Consider the following 15225-nt stretch of genomic DNA (forward strand, 5'->3'; position numbering starts at 1 on the left):
CGCGCCTGAGCGCTGCATCACCGCCGTGCGGCAGACCTTGAACCGGTTCTCAGGCCGGCGGCGCCGTCTCCGTCGCGCAACCCAGCTTGGCGTGCAGATGCACCGGCGCGCCGGAGCGCCAGGTCTGCAACACCGCGATATCGCGCAGATTGCTCAGCGCCGGGTCCAGCGGGTCCTGCTCCAGCACCACCAGGTCCGCCAGCTTGCCCGGTTCCAGCGAGCCCACCAGATGGTCCATATGGCACTGCCAGGCCGCGTCCAGCGTTACCGCGCGCAGCGCGCTGAGCCGGTCCAGCCGTTCCGCCGGGTTCAGCGCCGGCTTGGCGCCGGCCTGTTCCGGCGCCGCTTCCATTGCGCGGAAGATCGCCTGCTCCATCATGCGCAGGCCGCCCAAGGGAGTGACGAAGTGGTCGGAATGCAGGCTGACGCGCAAGCCGGCGCGCTTGGCGGACAGGCAGCGGTCCAGCAGCTTGGCGCGCGCGTCGCCGAGTATCGTCTGTTGGAAAGCATGGCCCCAATAGCCGACATGACCGATCAGGAAGCTGGGCGACAACTGCAACTGCGCCATCTGCGAGATATGCTCATCGGTCAGCAGCGACGCATGCTCGATGCGGTGGCGCAGCCGCTTGCCGACGCAATCCGGCCGCGGCGGCGCCGACGGGTGGTTCAGCGCGTGCTCGTAAGCCTGCAATACCTCGTCGATGGCCTTGTCGCCGTTGGCGTGCACCATGGCCGGCCAGCCGTGCTCCACCGCCTGCAGCAAATGCGGCGCGAAAGTGCTGGGCGGGCGGAAATTGAACAGGCCGGTGGCCGGCACATTGGGCACCTGATGCTGCGGATAGCATTTATAGGCCTCGCTCTGATAACCGGTCAGCCCCTGGTTGGAGCCATCCGACACCAGTTTCAGCGCCTTGATGCTGAAACGCTTGTCCTCCACGCCGTCCAGGTCCGGACGGAACAAGCGCGTCCATTCATCCATCTGCCGGGTTTCATTGGCGAACAGCGCGGCGGCGATGCGCACCGGGTTCAGCGCCGTCTGCGCCACCAGCTCCAGCAGGATCACCTCCAGCAGCCCCTTGCTGGAGCCCAGGCCGGCGTCGAACAGCGTGGTATTGCCCATGGCGGCCGCCTGGTGCAGCACCTGGTCTATGCTGGCGAGCAGGGCGGCCGGAGACGGCGCGGGCAGCGCCGGCATCATCTGCAATACCTGCTCCTCCACCAGCACGCCCTTGCACTCCGGGCTAATGCCGGCCTTGGCCAGCGCCGGCGCATTGGCGTAGCCGATATGGCCGGAAGCGTTCATCAGGAAAATCGGGTGCTTGTCGCCAAACTGCGCGAACCAGTCCAGGTCCGGCTCGGTCCAGTCCCGCATCAGCGAAGGGTCGATGCCGAAGCCCAGCACCCAGGCGGCGCCGTCCTTGGCCTTGTGCTGCTTTTTGGGATCGGCCAGCGCCGCGCGCACCGTGTCCACCACCCCGGCGATGCCATAGTCCGGCCGCAGCCGCTGGCCGGCGAAGGCGCCGACATACTGCCAGGTGGCGAACAGCGCGCTGGGCAGGATGTGCATGTGCGGATCGACGAAGCCGGGCAGCAGCGTCGCCCCCTCCAAGGACATCTCCTCCGGCTTCTTGAAACCGGCGGCGCTCATCGCCTGCTGCACCTCCTCGCGTGAGCCGGTGGCCACGATGCGGCCCTTGGCGATGCCGACGGCGTCCACCGTCTGGCGGCCGCTGCTGGCCAGGGTGTGGATGGGGCCGCCGTAGATGACCAGCGTTTGCGGCGGCGCGGGCGGCAATCGCTTCTTTTCCTGCTGGCGGATCAGCCGCTTGGCCTCATCCTGCCAGTCCGGGCGCTCGAACAACTCATCGTTCAGCTGCGCCAACAAGGGGAGGGAGCAGCAGGCGCAGCCTGGTCCGTGCGGATGACGATGGCTCATGGCGGATATCCGGTTGAAGCGCCGGCTCCGGGGGTAGCGCGGGGCAGCGCGGAGAGAACGGAAAAAGCGATGTCATTATAGTTGGCGCCCTGGCGCAAAAAAATGTCGAACTGGCCATTCGGGCGGGGGCGGGCGGGGGGCTTGTCGGGCAGGGTGCGCGGAAGCCGGCGGGCTTTGAACCCGCGCTCAGCCGCCGCACACCTGATTGCGGCCATGCTGCTTGGCGTGGTACAGCCGCTCGTCCGCCAGCTTCAGCAAACGGCTGATCTCCGGCATGTCCGACGCCGCCACGCCTATGCTCACCGTGTAGCGCAGCCCGCCCTTGACCGTGGTCAGAATGCAACTTTCCAGCGCCACCCGCAGGCTCTCCAGCCGGCACACCATGTCCAGCTCGATGGGACAGGGGCTGAGGATCACGAACTCCTCGCCGCCGAAGCGCGCGACGATGCCGTCCGGGAAAAACTGCTCCATCAGCCGCGCGGTATTGCAGATCACCTGATCGCCGACATCGTGACCGTATTGATCGTTCACCTGCTTGAAATGATCGATGTCCAGCACCGCCACCCCGTAGCCGCTTTTCAACTGCATCACCTGCTCGAAAAAATGGCGGCGGTTGGACAGCCCGGTCAGCGGATCGCGGTCCGCGGTTTCCTTCAAGGACTCCAGGTTCTCCACAAACTCCACATTGCGGGTGATGCGGCAGAAGAACTCCTCGAAATTGAACGGCTTTTGCAGGAAATCGTCCGCCCCGGCCTTGATGAAGCGCGTGGTCATGGTGGGGTCCTGGTTGCCGGAAATGCCGATGATGGCCAGGCGGTCGTGATCCAGGAAGCGGCGTATCGTGCTGGTCATGCGCACCCCGTCCATGCCCGGCATATCGTTGTCGCTCAGCACCAGCTTGATGTGCTTGTCGCGGTGCAAGATCTCCAGCGCCTGCTTGGCATCCTCCGCCTCCAGCACCTGGTAGCGGTGGCGCTCCAGGTTCTCGCGCAGAAACTGGCGGTAAGACGCGGAATCATCCACCACCAACACCTTGATGCCCGGGTTCTTGCGGATGCGGGTCAGCATCCGCATCACATAATCAAAAGCCGCCGGGCTCTCCTTGCTGACGTAATCCACCACCGGCAGCTGCAGGATGCGGTCGCGCACCTCGCCGTCGTTGCGCGAAGTCAGCACGATGGTGGGAATGGCCTGCTGGAACAACAGCGGCAAATGCTCGCCGCCGGGCGAATCCGGCAAATTGTAATCCGCCACCGCGGCAAGGAAAGACTGGCCGGACGCCAGCGCCTCGCGCACCTCCAGCAGCGAACACACCGGCAGCGGCGTAAGGCCGATTTCCTCCACCATGCGGCACAAGGGGCGGATCAACACCATGCTGTCCTCGATCACCAAAACGCGCGTTTCTTCGCTCATCGTCCGCTTATCCCGTTGCTGCTGTCTGATCCGCCTGCGCCGGTTCTCGGAGAACGCCCCAAAACCGGGTATAATCGACCCATTTTTTCCATTCTAGAAGAACCACGATTCATCACCATGGAACTTGCCAAAAGCTTTGAACCCGGCGACATCGAACGTCGCTGGTACGATCAGTGGGAACAGGCCGGCTACTTCAAGCCCAGCATGGACACCGCCAAACCGTCCTTCGCCATCCAGCTGCCGCCGCCCAACGTCACCGGCACCCTGCACATGGGCCACGCCTTCAATCAGACTATTATGGACGGTCTGACCCGGTATTACCGGATGAAAGGCGACAACACCTTGTGGGTGCCCGGCACCGACCACGCCGGCATCGCCACCCAGATCGTAGTGGAGCGCCAACTGGCAGAGCAGGGCGTCAACCGCCACGAGCTGGGCCGCGACGCCTTCACCGCCAAAGTGTGGGAATGGAAAGAGCAATCCGGCGGCACCATCACCAGCCAGATGCGCCGCGTCGGCTGCTCCGTGGACTGGGACCGCGAATACTTCACCATGGACGACACCCGCGCCGAAGTGGTGACCGAAGTCTTCGTCCGCCTGTTCGAACAGGGCCTGATCTACCGCGGCAAGCGCCTGTCCAACTGGGACTCCAAGCTGGGCACCGCCATCTCCGACCTCGAAGTGATCTCCGAGGAAGAAGACGGCCACATGTGGCACATCAAATACCCGGTGGTGGGAAGCGACGAGTTCGTCACCGTCGCCACCACCCGCCCGGAAACCCTGCTGGGCGACGTGGCCGTGGCCATCGCCCCGGACGACGAGCGCTATCAGCACCTGCTGGGCAAGCAACTGGAACTGCCGCTCACCGGCCGCCAGATCCCGGTGATCGCCGACGAATACGTGGACAAGGAGTTCGGCACCGGCTTCGTCAAAATCACCCCGGCGCACGACTTCAACGACTACCAAGTGGGCAAGCGCCACAGCACCCAGCTCATCAACGTGATGAGCCTGGAAGCCAAAATCCTGGCCAAGGCGCAAATCTTCGGCTTCGACGGCAGCGCCCAGGGCGTGATCGAACTGCCGGCCGCCTATGCCGGCCTCAGCACCCAGGACGCGCGCAAAGCCATGCTGGCGGACCTGCAAGCCCAGGGCTATCTGCTGGACACCAAGCCGCACAAACTGATGGTCCCGCGCGGCGACCGCACCGGCACCGTGATCGAACCGCTGCTGACCGACCAATGGTTCGTCGCCATGGACAAAGTGGCGCTGGACAAAGACGGCAATCCGGACCCCACCGGCCAATCCATCGCCGCCAAGGCGATTGAAGCCGTGGAAAGCGGCGAAGTGCGCTTCATCCCGGAAAACTGGGTCAACACCTACAACCAGTGGATGAAGAACATCCAGGACTGGTGCATCAGCCGCCAACTGTGGTGGGGCCACCAAATCCCGGCCTGGTACGACGAAGACGGCAACATCTACGTGGCCCGCAGCGAAGCCGACGCCCAGGCGCAAGCGCCGGGCAAGACCCTGCGCCGAGAACAAGACGTGCTGGACACCTGGTTCAGCTCCGCCCTGGTGCCGTTCTCCACCCTGGGCTGGCCGCAAGACACCCCCGAACTGCGCGCCTTCCTCACCTCCAACGTGCTGGTGACCGGCTACGAAATCATCTTCTTCTGGGTAGCCCGGATGATCATGATGACCAAGCACTTCACCGGCAAGGTCCCGTTCCGCGACGTCTACATCCACGGCATGGTGCGCGACCACGAAGGCAAGAAGATGTCCAAGTCCGAGGGCAACGTCATCGACCCGGTGGACCTGATCGACGGCATCGCGCTGGAACCGCTGGTGGCCAAGCGCACCACCGGCCTGCGCCGCCCGGAAAAAGCCCCGGCCATCTCCAAGGCCACGGAAAAGCTGTTCCCGGAAGGCATCCCGGCTTACGGCACCGACGCGCTGCGCTTCACCATGGCCAGCTACGCCACCCTGGGCCGCAGCGTCAACTTCGACTTCAAACGCGCCGAAGGCTACCGCAACTTCTGCAACAAGCTGTGGAACGCCACCCGCTTCGTGATGATGAACGTGGAAGGCAAGGACTGCGGCCAGGACGAAAGCCTGCCGCTGGAATTCTCCTTTGTTGACCAGTGGATCATCGGCCGCCTGCAACAGGCCGAGATCGACGTCACCAACGCGCTGGAAACCTACCGCTTCGACATCGCCGCCCAGACCATTTACGAATTCATCTGGAACGAGTACTGCGACTGGTACGTGGAACTGGCCAAGGTGCAGCTGCAAACCGGCAACGAAGCCCAGCAGCGCGCCACCCGCCGCACCATCGTCCGCGTGCTGGAAGTGGCGCTGCGCCTGACCCACCCGCTGATGCCCTTCATCACCGAAGAGCTGTGGCAGACCGTGGCCCCGCTGGCCAACGCCAAGACCACCCCGTCCATCATGCTGGCCCCGTGGCCGGTGGCGGATGCCGCCAAGATCAACGCCGCCGCCAACAGCCGCATGGACGCGTTCAAGGACATGGTCAACGCGGTGCGTAATCTGCGCGGCGAAATGGGCATCGGCCCGGCCGTCAAAGCGCCGCTGTTCATCGAAACCGGCGACGCCACGGTGGCGGACTTCGTGCCCTACCTCAAGCTGCTGGCGCGGCTGACCGAAGGCTCCATCGTGGCCGCGCTGCCGGAAGACGACGCCCCGGTGGCCATCTCCGGCGACGCCCGCCTGATGCTGAAGGTGGAAGTGGACAAGGCGGCGGAAACCGCGCGCTTGACGAAAGAGCAGGGCAAGGCGGAAGCCGAACTGGCCAAGCTCACCGCCAAGCTGGAGAAGCCGGGTTATGTCGATAAAGCCCCGGCCCACCTGGTGGAGCGCGACAAGGCGCAGTTGGCCGAGTTGAACGACAAGCTTGAAAAGATAAAAAACCAGTTGACTAAGTTGGGCTAATTTTTTAATGGGGCACTTTTATGTGCCCCTTTCGCTTTTAGGGTGAGCTATGAGTGCAGAAAATTTGGTTTCTCAAATTGATAGAGAGCGCCGTCGAGTTGATTTTGATAGCTTCGATTTCTCTGTGAAAGAGTTGGTTTCTATGGCGTATGAGTCTGTTATAAATATCGCGCCAGAGTATCAACGTCAATTTAGATGGCCAAAAGAAAATCAATCCACTTTAATAGAGTCGATATTGTTAGGTATTCCAGTTCCAAATTTGTTTATGGCTGCAAATCGAGATGGTACTTGGGAGTTAATTGATGGAGTCCAAAGGCTAAGTACTCTTATTTCTTTTTTGGGGGATCCGGAGGTTTTGGCAAAACTTGGTTTTGCCGAGCCCTTAAGGCTGGAGGGATTGAAAATCCTTACGGAGTTTAATGGATTTCTATTTGTTGATTTGCCTCAGTCGGTGAGGCTGAAGTTTCAGTTGAGGCCCTTGAAGGTTACGACATTAAGTGATAAGAGTGATAATAAGATTAGATTTGACTTGTTTGAGCGCTTAAATACTGGGGGGGTCAAGTTGACTTCACAGGAAGTGCGGGCTTGTGTTTTTAGAGGGGAGTTTAATGATTTTATATATGAATTGGCAAAAAATGAAGATTTTCGGGTTGTGGTTAATTTGCCAGAGTCAGCCTTGATTGACGGTGCATGTGAAGAGCTGGTTTTAAAGTTTTTTGCCTACCTTTATGATGCCCAATCGTTCTCTCATAGTGTGATCGATTTTCTAAATGATTTTATGGTAAAGGCATCTGAGCGTTTTGATTATAAATCGGCAAGGGAGGTTTTTGTTTTAACGTTTTCTGCCCTTAGGAGAGAGTTGCCAGAAGGAATAAAAAGAGGTTCGAGAAGATTGACGCCGATTAACTTATATGAGGCTATTTCTGTGGGGGCCGCTAAGGCAGTAATGCAGGGGGTGAATATTTGCGGTAGAAATGTTGCAATTTGGATGAACGATGCAGAGCTGACAAGACTTACGTCAGGAGCTACTAACTCAAGTCGACGTCTTGCTGCACGAGTTGACTATTGTTTCGAGAGGTTTGGGGGCAATGTCTGATGTTATTTTAAATGAAATATCTGAGAGGTTTCGACAGGCAAAGGATTTAATCGATTTCGCCAAACGACTTGAAGAAGGTTGCGATGCAAGATCGTCCTGTATAAAAGGGATGGTTTTTGTTTCTCTTTATGCGGTGGTTGAGTTTTCTGTGACTAGGACTTGCGAGTATTATTTCGAAAAAATCCATATGTCAGAAAAAAAATTCTCGGAATTTACTACTGGGGTTGCTTGTTTAATGCTGGAGCCTTTTTTTAAGTCGCTTATTGAAAAGAAGGACCTCTTTAGTAAAAAAAATGTACTAGATAAGTTTTTTTTGGGGAATGCAGTTCCTATCGGGGTTGGAGTGTATCCAGTATCCTCTTCGGCAAATATTGGGTATGTGCAGATTAAAGATATGTGGAGATTGATTGGGCTCCCTGGCGAGGGTAAACCCCAGGGTGTAACTGGTGTGTATTTTGATGAGATTAAGGATAAAAGGAACGCAGTATCGCACGGCAGAGTAACTGCGCAAGAGGTTGGAGCTAGGTACTCAATTATGGATTTGGAAAAGCGACTTGATTTTGTCGAGAAATTTTATGTGCACCTGTTGGAGGCTTTTTCCAGTTATTACGAAAGAAAACATTATCTTTGTGATTGTTGAAGTGTAAGCTATTTTGGAGGATATGCTTAGGCTTTTTTACTGTGTTAAGGGTGATAAAGCTGTGTAGCAGACGCCTTGCTCTTGTTGCGATTTTTATTGGAAGTGTATTGATTGGAATAGCGTTCTAGCGCTATTGTGGGCGAAGGAACCAAGGATAGCTCCCTCCTGCTTGACTCCCCCCGCCATCTGGCCAACAATGGTCCCCGCGCTGCTACACAAACAGCGCCGGGACTGGTCTCCTGAGTTTGTATCTTGGCGGACACGCCGCGAAAGCGGCATTTTCGTGTCCGGTTGCTATTGCTTTGCCTAAATCTGGGCGGGCCATGGCAGGGGCGCCCCATGGGCGCGCCGGACCAAGATACCGGTGAGACCAGCCTTGTCATGTGCCCGCCTTGCCGCGTTTATCGGCCAGGCCCTTCATTCAAGGAGGTTGCAATGGCGAAGTCAGTCCGTCCGATGCCCAGCATCGAATCCACTCCATCTCATTCCAAGGTTCAAGCCGTCCAGCAGGGCAGCGACTCTCAGCAACAACCAGCGCTGCCGCGTTCGCTATACCGCTTCACTTCGCTGGAAACCAAGGAAATCCGCCTGCCTTTTGTTCGCTATCTGCCGGGACGCGACTACCCGCATTACTGGCAGCCGGCCGAGCCTAAGGACTACGCCGAGGCCAGCATGCTGGGCCGCCAATATGCCGCCCACCTGGCGCAGTGGCTGAAGACCAATTCGCCAGATGCCGGTCACGGCTTGCTGTTACGCATTGCCAGGGATATGGATCACGGCGATCGCAGCTACCGCAACGGCCTGCGCCGTGGCTTTTTCAACTATCTGGAAGTGCTGTTGGTGGTGGCCGGGCGGCAACTGAACCTGTTCCGCCACGTGGAGGCGATGCACCAGTTACAGCGCAGCCGGGATTTGCTGAGCTGGCTGGAGAACAAGCGCCAGCTTTAGCTGGCCTGAGCGGAGCGGTGTTTTAGTCGGGCTCAAGGCGCGCTTGGCGCTATTAGCCTAATTTCATAGAATGCCCTGCCAGTTGACGCTGGCGGGGCTTTTTATTGGAAAAGAAAGAACAGGCATGCGCGGCATGATGCAGAAGATGGGCTTGGGTTTGCTGCTGTGCGGCGCCGTCATCGGCGCGCGCGCGGAGGGTTTTCCCGCCGCCAAGCAGTTTTGGATTGTCGAGGATCAATTCCCGGTCAAGGGCGACTTGAGTTTGGATCATGTGGCGGAAGACGGTTCCTGGGTGGCCGGCACGCTCAAGAGCGGCGCCTTGTTTTCCAAGGAGATCAAGGGTCGTTTCGTGGTGATCAGCCAGCAAGGCGTCAAGCTTTACGGCGACAAGGATTACGACACGGAATACCTGTTTGTCGGCGACGGCGTTGGCCCGGTGGTGAACGCCTACCTTAGCAACCGGGCCTGGGTCAGCTTCTCGGTGGACAAGGAGGGCGTGGCCTATCGCGTGCCCTATGTCGCGGCGGATTACACTTGCGCGCTGGCGCTGCCCAAGGGCGACACCTGGTGCACCAATGGCCGCCAGCAGGTGGTGCCGAAGGCGCCGGCTTTCCCCTTGGGGGAGCGCTATGCGCCGAAAAAATTTGGCGATCATTACTTCCTGACCTTGTTGCAGGGGCGCAAGTTGTGGGATGCCGGCCAGTCCACTTTCTTCATCTGGAGCCAGGCCGATGGCTGGCAGCCGCAGAGCCTGCAAGCGCTGTATGGCATCGGCGCCGGCCTGCCGGCTTTCTTTGACGCCAGCCAGGACGGCGCGGTTCTCGTCGGCACGGCGGACAACTATAGGCGGCCCTTGTATGGCCGCTGGTCCAACATCCCCATTGCCTGGACCCCGAGCGTGGGCGTGAAAGTGCTGAATGGCTTGGGCGCGGAGCCGGAGGGGAGCGTGTCCGGCGTCAGCGCCGATGGCCGGATGATGATAGGCAGCGCGCATGAGCTGAAGACAAGTATGTTCACGCGCCGGCTGCAAAGCACGGACGATTCTGTTCCGGTGATCTGGAACGATTCCGACACGGCGATCAAGTTTGCCGACTATCTGCAACAACACGGGGTGGAGATGCCCCAAGGCGAGGAGTTGGAAGCTTCCCCCTTCTTGATGAGCAAGTCCGGTGAGGTGTTCATGGGCGGGCTCAAGAGTGGCAAGCATTTCGTGGTCAAGGTGCCACGCGCCGGCCAGGCGGGCCGCGTGGCGCATGAGTGAAGGCGGGAGCGGATGATGAGAAAACTAGGCGTGTTGTGCTTTGGCCTGCTGGCATTGGCCGGTGGGGTGAACGCGGCCACGCTGCCCAAGGCGTGGCTGGACAAGCCGCTGGCGCAGATACGGCAGCAGGCGGAGAACCATGACGCCGGCGCTCAGGCGGCATTGGGCGCAATGTACAAGGATGGCGTCAAGGTGGCGCAGGACCGGGAGCAGGCCTTGTTGTGGTTGCGCAAGGCCGCCGAGCAGGGCGAAGCCGGCGCGCAAGTCGATCTGGCCGATCTCTATGCCGCCGACGGCGGGGAGGCGGCTCAGGAGGCGGCGGCCGAGCTGTACCGCAAGGCCTTTGCCACGTTGCTCAAGGCGGCGGAGCGAGGCGAGGCCGAGCGGCAGCATGATCTCGGTTTCATGTATCTGAACGGTTTGGGCGTGGAGCAGAACGACGCCGAGGCCGCCCGCTGGTTCCGCAAGGCGGCGCAGCAGGGCCTGGTCGACGCCGAGGTCAGCTTAGGCTGGATGTATGAGGGCGGGCGCGGCGTGGAGCAGGACCATGCTCAGGCGGTGGCGTGGTATCGGAAAGGCGCGGACCGCGGCTATGACCTGGCGCAAACCAACCTGGGCTGGATGTACGCCAACGGCCTGGGCGTGCCGGCGGACGCGGCGAAGGCGGTGGAACTATATCGTTTGGCTGCGGTGCAGGGCCTGGCCCGCGCGCAGACCAATCTGGGCTGGATGTATTTGCAGGGCTTGGGCGTGGGCGCCGATCCCGTCGAGGCTTACGCCTGGTTCGCGGTGGCCAAGGTGAACGGCAGCCACACCGCGCCGGGCAATCTGGATCTGGCCGAGACCAAGCTGAGCGGCGCGCGGCTGGCGGCGGCCAGGAAGCGGGGAGAGCAGTACATCGCCCGGTATTCGAAGTAAGAAGCTGTTCAAAGTCTGCCGCGCTAAACAGCGGACCGGCGCCGCAACGCCGGCCGCTGCCGCGATCAGGCCGGCTGCGCGTCGCGCAGGGTGGGGTAGTCGGTATAACCCTGTTCGTTCCCGCCGTAGAAGCTGGTCTTGTCGGCCGTGTTCAGCGGCGCATTCAGCTTGAGCCGTTCCACAAAGTCCGGGTTGGCCAGCACCATGGCGCCGTAGGATTCCAGCTCCGCCAGCCCGGCGGCGATATCGGCGCCGATCTGCTCCCGCGGACGGCCCGGGCGGTTGAGGATCAGCACGCCTTGCCAGAGCCGGCGCAGTTCGGCCAACAAGGCCTCGTCGCCCAGGTGCATCAGGTGCAGATAGGCCAGCCCCTGCTTGTTCAGTTCGCTCACCAGATAGCGGTAAAGCGCCGGGCCTTGCTCGCCTTCGTCTATGCCCCAGAGGCTGAGGCCGGGCGACAGGCGGATGGCGGTCTTGTCCGGGCCGATTTCCTCGGCGATCGCGGTGGCCACTTCGATGGCGAAGCGGGCGCGGTTTTCAATGGAGCCGCCGTATTCGTCGTTGCGGGTATTGGCGCTGGGCGCGAGGAATTGCTGGATCAGATAGGCGTTGGCGCCGTGGATTTCCACGCCGTCGGCGCCGGCCTCGATGGCGCGGCGGGCGGCGTGGCGGAAGTCCTGCACCGTCTGGCGCACTTGCGCGGTGCTCAGCGCGCGCGGGCTGGGAATCGGCTGCATTCCCGTGGCGGTGAACATATCAGCGCCCGGCGCGATGGCGGAGGGCGCGACGCCCGGTTCATGGCGCGGGGTGTTGTCCGGGTGGCTCATGCGGCCGGCGTGCATCAGCTGGATGAAGATGCGGCCGCCCCGCGCATGGACGGCGTCGGTGACTTGCCGCCAGCTGGCGACGTGGGCGTCGGTGTAGATGCCGGGCGTGGCGAGGTAGCCTTGGCCCGCGTCGGACGGCTGGGTACCTTCGCTGATGATCAGGCCAAGGCCGGCGCGCTGGGCGTAGTAGCGGGTGGTCAGCGGGCTCAGGCTGCCGTCCGGCAGCGCGCGCGAGCGGGTCATCGGGGCCATGGCCAGGCGGTTTTGCAAGCCGAGGCCGGCGAGGCGGATGGGATCGAATACGGTGTTCATGGCCTTATCTCCTGAGTGTCGGGGGTGTCGCCATCATCTCGCGCTTTTCCTGTGGGATAAATGGGGTATTCTGGAGAAGACTGATCCATTTTTGGAGCAATGGGGTGGAACTGCTGAACGATATGGTCTTGTTCGTCGAGGTGGTCAAGGCCAAGGGCTTTCGCCGCGCGGCGGAGGCGACCGGGGTGCCGAATTCCACGCTGTCGCGGCGCATTGCCGCGCTGGAAAAGTCGATCGGGCTGCGGCTGCTGCATCGCACCACTCGCCGCATCGAGCTGACCGAGGCCGGGTTGCTGTATTACGAGCGCTGCCGCCGCATCGTCGACGAGGCCAGGCTGGCGCATGAGCAACTGGGCGAGATGCTGGCCCAGCCCAGCGGCGTGCTGCGCGCCTCGCTGCCGGTGGATTTCGCCGTGATCTATCTGGCGCCGATGATCGCCGAGTTTGCGCGGCTTCATCCCGGCATTGATTTCGATCTAGACCTGACGCCGCGGCGCGTCGATCTGGTCAGCGAGCCCTTCGATGTCGCGGTGCGCATGGGCGTGCCGGAAAACTCGCAGCTGATCGCGCGGCCGCTGGGCGCGCTGACGCCGCATCTATACGCGTCGCCGGCTTATCTGGCGCGCGCGGGCGAGCCGTCAGCCCCGGAGGCGCTGGCGCGACATCAATGCCTGGGCGTGTTGAAGCCCGGCGTCTGGCGCTTTCACGGCGAGGGGCGGCAGCTCGAGGTGGCGGTGGACAGCCGCTTCGCCTTGAACAGCATCGGCTTGGCCAAGCGCTTGGCGACGCTGGACATGGGCATTGTGCTGATGCCGGAGGAGATCGTCGCCGATGAGGTGGCCAACGGCGCGCTGCGCCGAATCCTGCCGGGCTGGCGCGGCACGCCGGTGCCGGTGTATGCGCTGACCGAAACCCGCTTGCTGCCGGCCAAGACCCAGCGCTTCATCGAATTTCTGCAGCAGCGCCTGCGTTGACGCCAGGGGCGTCCGCCTTGAAGCGGCCGCGGCTGCCGCTGCGCCAGACGCCAACGGCGGCGGTGGCCAGGATCAGCAGGATATTCAGCCCGCCGCCTATTGCCTCGCGCAGGGTGGCGGCGTGGAAGTCCGCGCCCAGCGCGCCGCCCGAGCCATTCAGCAGCGCGGCTTGCGCCAGCTGATTGGCCTGGTCCACCGCCGGCACCACCACCAAGGAGGCGTTGAGCAGAATCAGCAGCGTCAGGCCCAGCTTGAGCTGGAAGAAGCGGTTGCGCGGGCCGTAGCGCCGGTAGCCCAGCAGCAGGCCGCTGCACAGGATCAGCCACAGGCCGGGCACGGTCAGTGCCCAGGTGCCGGTCTGGATTTGCTGCCGTGTCTGCGCCAGCAGGGCCGGCGTGGTCGGGCTGGTTTCGGACAGCACGACCCAGGCCAGGATGCTGCCCAGGAACAGGGCCAGCGCGATGAAGTGGATCAGCTTGAGAGTACGGTTCATGGCTCTTCTCCAATCGGTGGGCTGAGCGCGTCCAGCGTGCTCAGCAGTTGGCGCAGGGTGTGGCAGGCGGCGGCGAAATCCGCGTCGGGCAATTGCCGCGCCAGTTGCTCGGTCCATTGCGTCTGGCTGTGCTGGGTGCCGGCGACGGTGCGCTCGCCCAGGGCGCTCAGCCGGTACAGCGGAGAGCGGGCGTGCTGGGGATTGGCTTGTACCTCGAAATAGCCTTCTTCCACCAGCTTGTGCAGTTGCTTTTGCGCGCCTTGGCGGCTGATGCCCATGCGGGCGGCGATCTGCGGCGCGGTTTGCGGCGCGCCGGCCAGGCCCACCGCGCCAAGCACTTGCCAGCGCGCGCTATTGATGCCCAGGTGGGCGACCAGTTGGTCGCCTCTTTCCAGCAGGGTGCCGTTCAGGCGGAAGATCAGCAGCATCAGCTCGGTGATGTCTTGAGGGCGATGGTTTTGCTTGGTGGACATAGGGTTTCTCTTTTCGACAACTGGTTGCCATTATTGACAACTAGTTGTCAAATTGCAAGTCCTTGTGACTCAGGGCGGTATTGTGTTGGATAGAGGCAATACAGGAATGACGGCAGGCGCAGAGACGGCGGGCGACGCGCGTTGCGCGCCAGATAATGATAAATGCGTATGTTCTTGTAAATACAGTCAAAAATGAAAATGTAATTTCTATGTTAGCATCGTCGGCTTCCTAAAAAAGCTCAGTTCAAAGCCAATGAAAAAACTCTTGCCCTTCTTGATGTTGCTCAGCCTGCATGCCCATGCCGACGATGAGGCGCTGCGCCAGATGTTCAATTGCGACGGTGGTTTTTTCCGGTACATCGCCGAACCCGGCAAGGCCATTCCCGGTCTGCCGGTGACGGTGGAGAACGGCCGCGCCGCGCTGCGGATGCAGCCTATCCGCGATCAGGCGCGCGAGATGGAGGAGGATGTCAGCGGCGCGTCCGAGGGTTTGACTTCGCTGCTGCGCCATTCCGCCATCGAACAGCCGGTGGCGCTGACGCCGCAGTGGGCCTTGCGCAATTACGTGGAAGAGCACTTCTACAACACCAATGGTCCGTCGGACGTCAATGGCGTATTGGAAACTTATACTTGGGGTTTCCGGCTGCTGGGGCAGCGGGATATGACGCTCAAGCAGTTTGTGGCACAACGGCCGGATTTGAAGTTCAGCTGTTCCAAGGATAAGGGCGGCGTCTGCGCGCTGTACCGGCAGTGGGACAAGGGCGCTTGGAAAACCATCAAGCCTTCGCAGCAGTACGCGGATGTGCCGCGCTTGTTGCTGATCGCTTCCAAGTCCGATCCCAAGCATTTCTCGCTGGAATGCTCCTTGCTGGTGGAGGGCGAACGCCTGCCGCCGCAGTTGATCAAGGATTTGCAGCCGGATTGGGCTTTGAATTTCTGAGAACCTGTTCAAAGTCTGCTGCGCTTCGGCGATACGGCGTTGAAA

Annotated in this window: 13 protein-coding genes; 8 read left to right on the top strand and 5 right to left on the bottom strand. The window is 61.2% G+C overall.

All coding sequences use genetic code 11. The features are described 5' to 3' along the window. Window positions 1-49: 49 nt before the first annotated feature. Window positions 50-1936: an amidohydrolase gene (locus LQT98_RS12805; protein WP_231462674.1), complete on the bottom strand. Its 1887-nt coding sequence runs from the start codon at window positions 1934-1936 to the stop codon at window positions 50-52. A 186-nt stretch (window positions 1937-2122) separates the two neighbouring features. Continuing rightward, the gene (locus tag LQT98_RS12810) at window positions 2123-3349 is read right to left on the bottom strand and encodes a diguanylate cyclase (protein WP_231462675.1); all 1227 of its coding nucleotides are present in this window, start codon (window positions 3347-3349) and stop codon (window positions 2123-2125) included. Between the two features lie 117 nt (window positions 3350-3466). On the opposite strand from LQT98_RS12810, the gene LQT98_RS12815 reads away from it, so the two are divergent. The 6 genes from LQT98_RS12815 to LQT98_RS12840 all read left to right on the top strand — a co-directional run bounded on the left by LQT98_RS12815 (window position 3467) and on the right by LQT98_RS12840 (window position 11161). After that, window positions 3467-6298: a valine--tRNA ligase gene (locus LQT98_RS12815; RefSeq protein ID WP_231462676.1), complete on the top strand. Its 2832-nt coding sequence runs from the start codon at window positions 3467-3469 to the stop codon at window positions 6296-6298. A 49-nt stretch (window positions 6299-6347) separates the two neighbouring features. Continuing rightward, the gene (locus tag LQT98_RS12820) at window positions 6348-7394 is read left to right on the top strand and encodes a DUF262 domain-containing protein (RefSeq protein ID WP_231462677.1); all 1047 of its coding nucleotides are present in this window, start codon (window positions 6348-6350) and stop codon (window positions 7392-7394) included. After that, the gene (locus tag LQT98_RS12825) at window positions 7387-8034 is read left to right on the top strand and encodes an MAE_28990/MAE_18760 family HEPN-like nuclease (protein ID WP_231462678.1); all 648 of its coding nucleotides are present in this window, start codon (window positions 7387-7389) and stop codon (window positions 8032-8034) included. Before LQT98_RS12820 ends, LQT98_RS12825 begins: the two co-directional genes overlap by 8 nt. Before the next feature lie 435 nt (window positions 8035-8469). After that, window positions 8470-8982: a hypothetical protein gene (locus LQT98_RS12830; RefSeq protein ID WP_231462679.1), complete on the top strand. Its 513-nt coding sequence runs from the start codon at window positions 8470-8472 to the stop codon at window positions 8980-8982. 124 nt (window positions 8983-9106) lie between these two features. Then, window positions 9107-10243: a hypothetical protein gene (locus LQT98_RS12835; RefSeq protein WP_231462680.1), complete on the top strand. Its 1137-nt coding sequence runs from the start codon at window positions 9107-9109 to the stop codon at window positions 10241-10243. A gap of 12 nt (window positions 10244-10255) precedes the next feature. Continuing rightward, window positions 10256-11161 carry a tetratricopeptide repeat protein gene (locus LQT98_RS12840; protein ID WP_231462681.1) on the top strand — a complete coding sequence of 302 codons (906 nt, stop codon included), beginning with the start codon at window positions 10256-10258 and terminating at the stop codon, window positions 11159-11161. Window positions 11162-11226: 65 nt separating this feature from the next. Here the strand turns inward: LQT98_RS12840 and LQT98_RS12845 are convergent, their stop codons facing one another. Beyond that, complete coding sequence (locus tag LQT98_RS12845; protein WP_231462682.1) at window positions 11227-12300, bottom strand: alkene reductase; 1074 nt, start codon at window positions 12298-12300, stop codon at window positions 11227-11229. A gap of 104 nt (window positions 12301-12404) precedes the next feature. Here LQT98_RS12845 and LQT98_RS12850 point away from each other — a divergent pair, with 104 nt between their 5' ends. After that, the gene (locus tag LQT98_RS12850) at window positions 12405-13274 is read left to right on the top strand and encodes a LysR family transcriptional regulator (protein WP_231462684.1); all 870 of its coding nucleotides are present in this window, start codon (window positions 12405-12407) and stop codon (window positions 13272-13274) included. Here the strand turns inward: LQT98_RS12850 and LQT98_RS12855 are convergent. Together LQT98_RS12855 and LQT98_RS12860 are read right to left on the bottom strand one after the other, a co-directional pair. Continuing rightward, window positions 13243-13767, bottom strand: coding sequence for a hypothetical protein (locus LQT98_RS12855; protein ID WP_231462685.1), 525 nt, complete (start codon window positions 13765-13767; stop codon window positions 13243-13245). The two genes, LQT98_RS12850 and LQT98_RS12855, sit on opposite strands and share 32 nt — an antisense overlap. Beyond that, window positions 13764-14240 carry a MarR family winged helix-turn-helix transcriptional regulator gene (locus tag LQT98_RS12860; protein ID WP_231462686.1) on the bottom strand — a complete coding sequence of 159 codons (477 nt, stop codon included), beginning with the start codon at window positions 14238-14240 and terminating at the stop codon, window positions 13764-13766. Before LQT98_RS12860 ends, LQT98_RS12855 begins: the two co-directional genes overlap by 4 nt. 265 nt (window positions 14241-14505) lie before the next feature. Between LQT98_RS12860 and LQT98_RS12865 the strand changes: the two genes are divergently transcribed. Beyond that, window positions 14506-15180 carry a hypothetical protein gene (locus LQT98_RS12865; RefSeq protein WP_231462687.1) on the top strand — a complete coding sequence of 225 codons (675 nt, stop codon included), beginning with the start codon at window positions 14506-14508 and terminating at the stop codon, window positions 15178-15180. Window positions 15181-15225 lie beyond the last annotated feature (45 nt).

This window comes from Chromobacterium aquaticum (assembly GCF_021129195.1).
Classification (GTDB): Bacteria; Pseudomonadota; Gammaproteobacteria; order Burkholderiales; family Chromobacteriaceae; genus Chromobacterium; species Chromobacterium aquaticum.

Coding starts and splice junctions, on each gene's coding strand:
- LQT98_RS12840 (WP_231462681.1), top strand. CDS start 10,256: ATGATGAGAAAACTAGGCGTGTTGTGCTTTGGCCTGCTGGCATTGGCC.
- LQT98_RS12805 (WP_231462674.1), bottom strand. CDS start 1,936: ATGAGCCATCGTCATCCGCACGGACCAGGCTGCGCCTGCTGCTCCCTC.
- LQT98_RS12820 (WP_231462677.1), top strand. CDS start 6,348: ATGAGTGCAGAAAATTTGGTTTCTCAAATTGATAGAGAGCGCCGTCGA.
- LQT98_RS12845 (WP_231462682.1), bottom strand. CDS start 12,300: ATGAACACCGTATTCGATCCCATCCGCCTCGCCGGCCTCGGCTTGCAA.
- LQT98_RS12860 (WP_231462686.1), bottom strand. CDS start 14,240: ATGTCCACCAAGCAAAACCATCGCCCTCAAGACATCACCGAGCTGATG.
- LQT98_RS12830 (WP_231462679.1), top strand. CDS start 8,470: ATGGCGAAGTCAGTCCGTCCGATGCCCAGCATCGAATCCACTCCATCT.
- LQT98_RS12855 (WP_231462685.1), bottom strand. CDS start 13,767: ATGAACCGTACTCTCAAGCTGATCCACTTCATCGCGCTGGCCCTGTTC.
- LQT98_RS12825 (WP_231462678.1), top strand. CDS start 7,387: ATGTCTGATGTTATTTTAAATGAAATATCTGAGAGGTTTCGACAGGCA.
- LQT98_RS12810 (WP_231462675.1), bottom strand. CDS start 3,349: ATGAGCGAAGAAACGCGCGTTTTGGTGATCGAGGACAGCATGGTGTTG.
- LQT98_RS12835 (WP_231462680.1), top strand. CDS start 9,107: ATGCGCGGCATGATGCAGAAGATGGGCTTGGGTTTGCTGCTGTGCGGC.
- LQT98_RS12815 (WP_231462676.1), top strand. CDS start 3,467: ATGGAACTTGCCAAAAGCTTTGAACCCGGCGACATCGAACGTCGCTGG.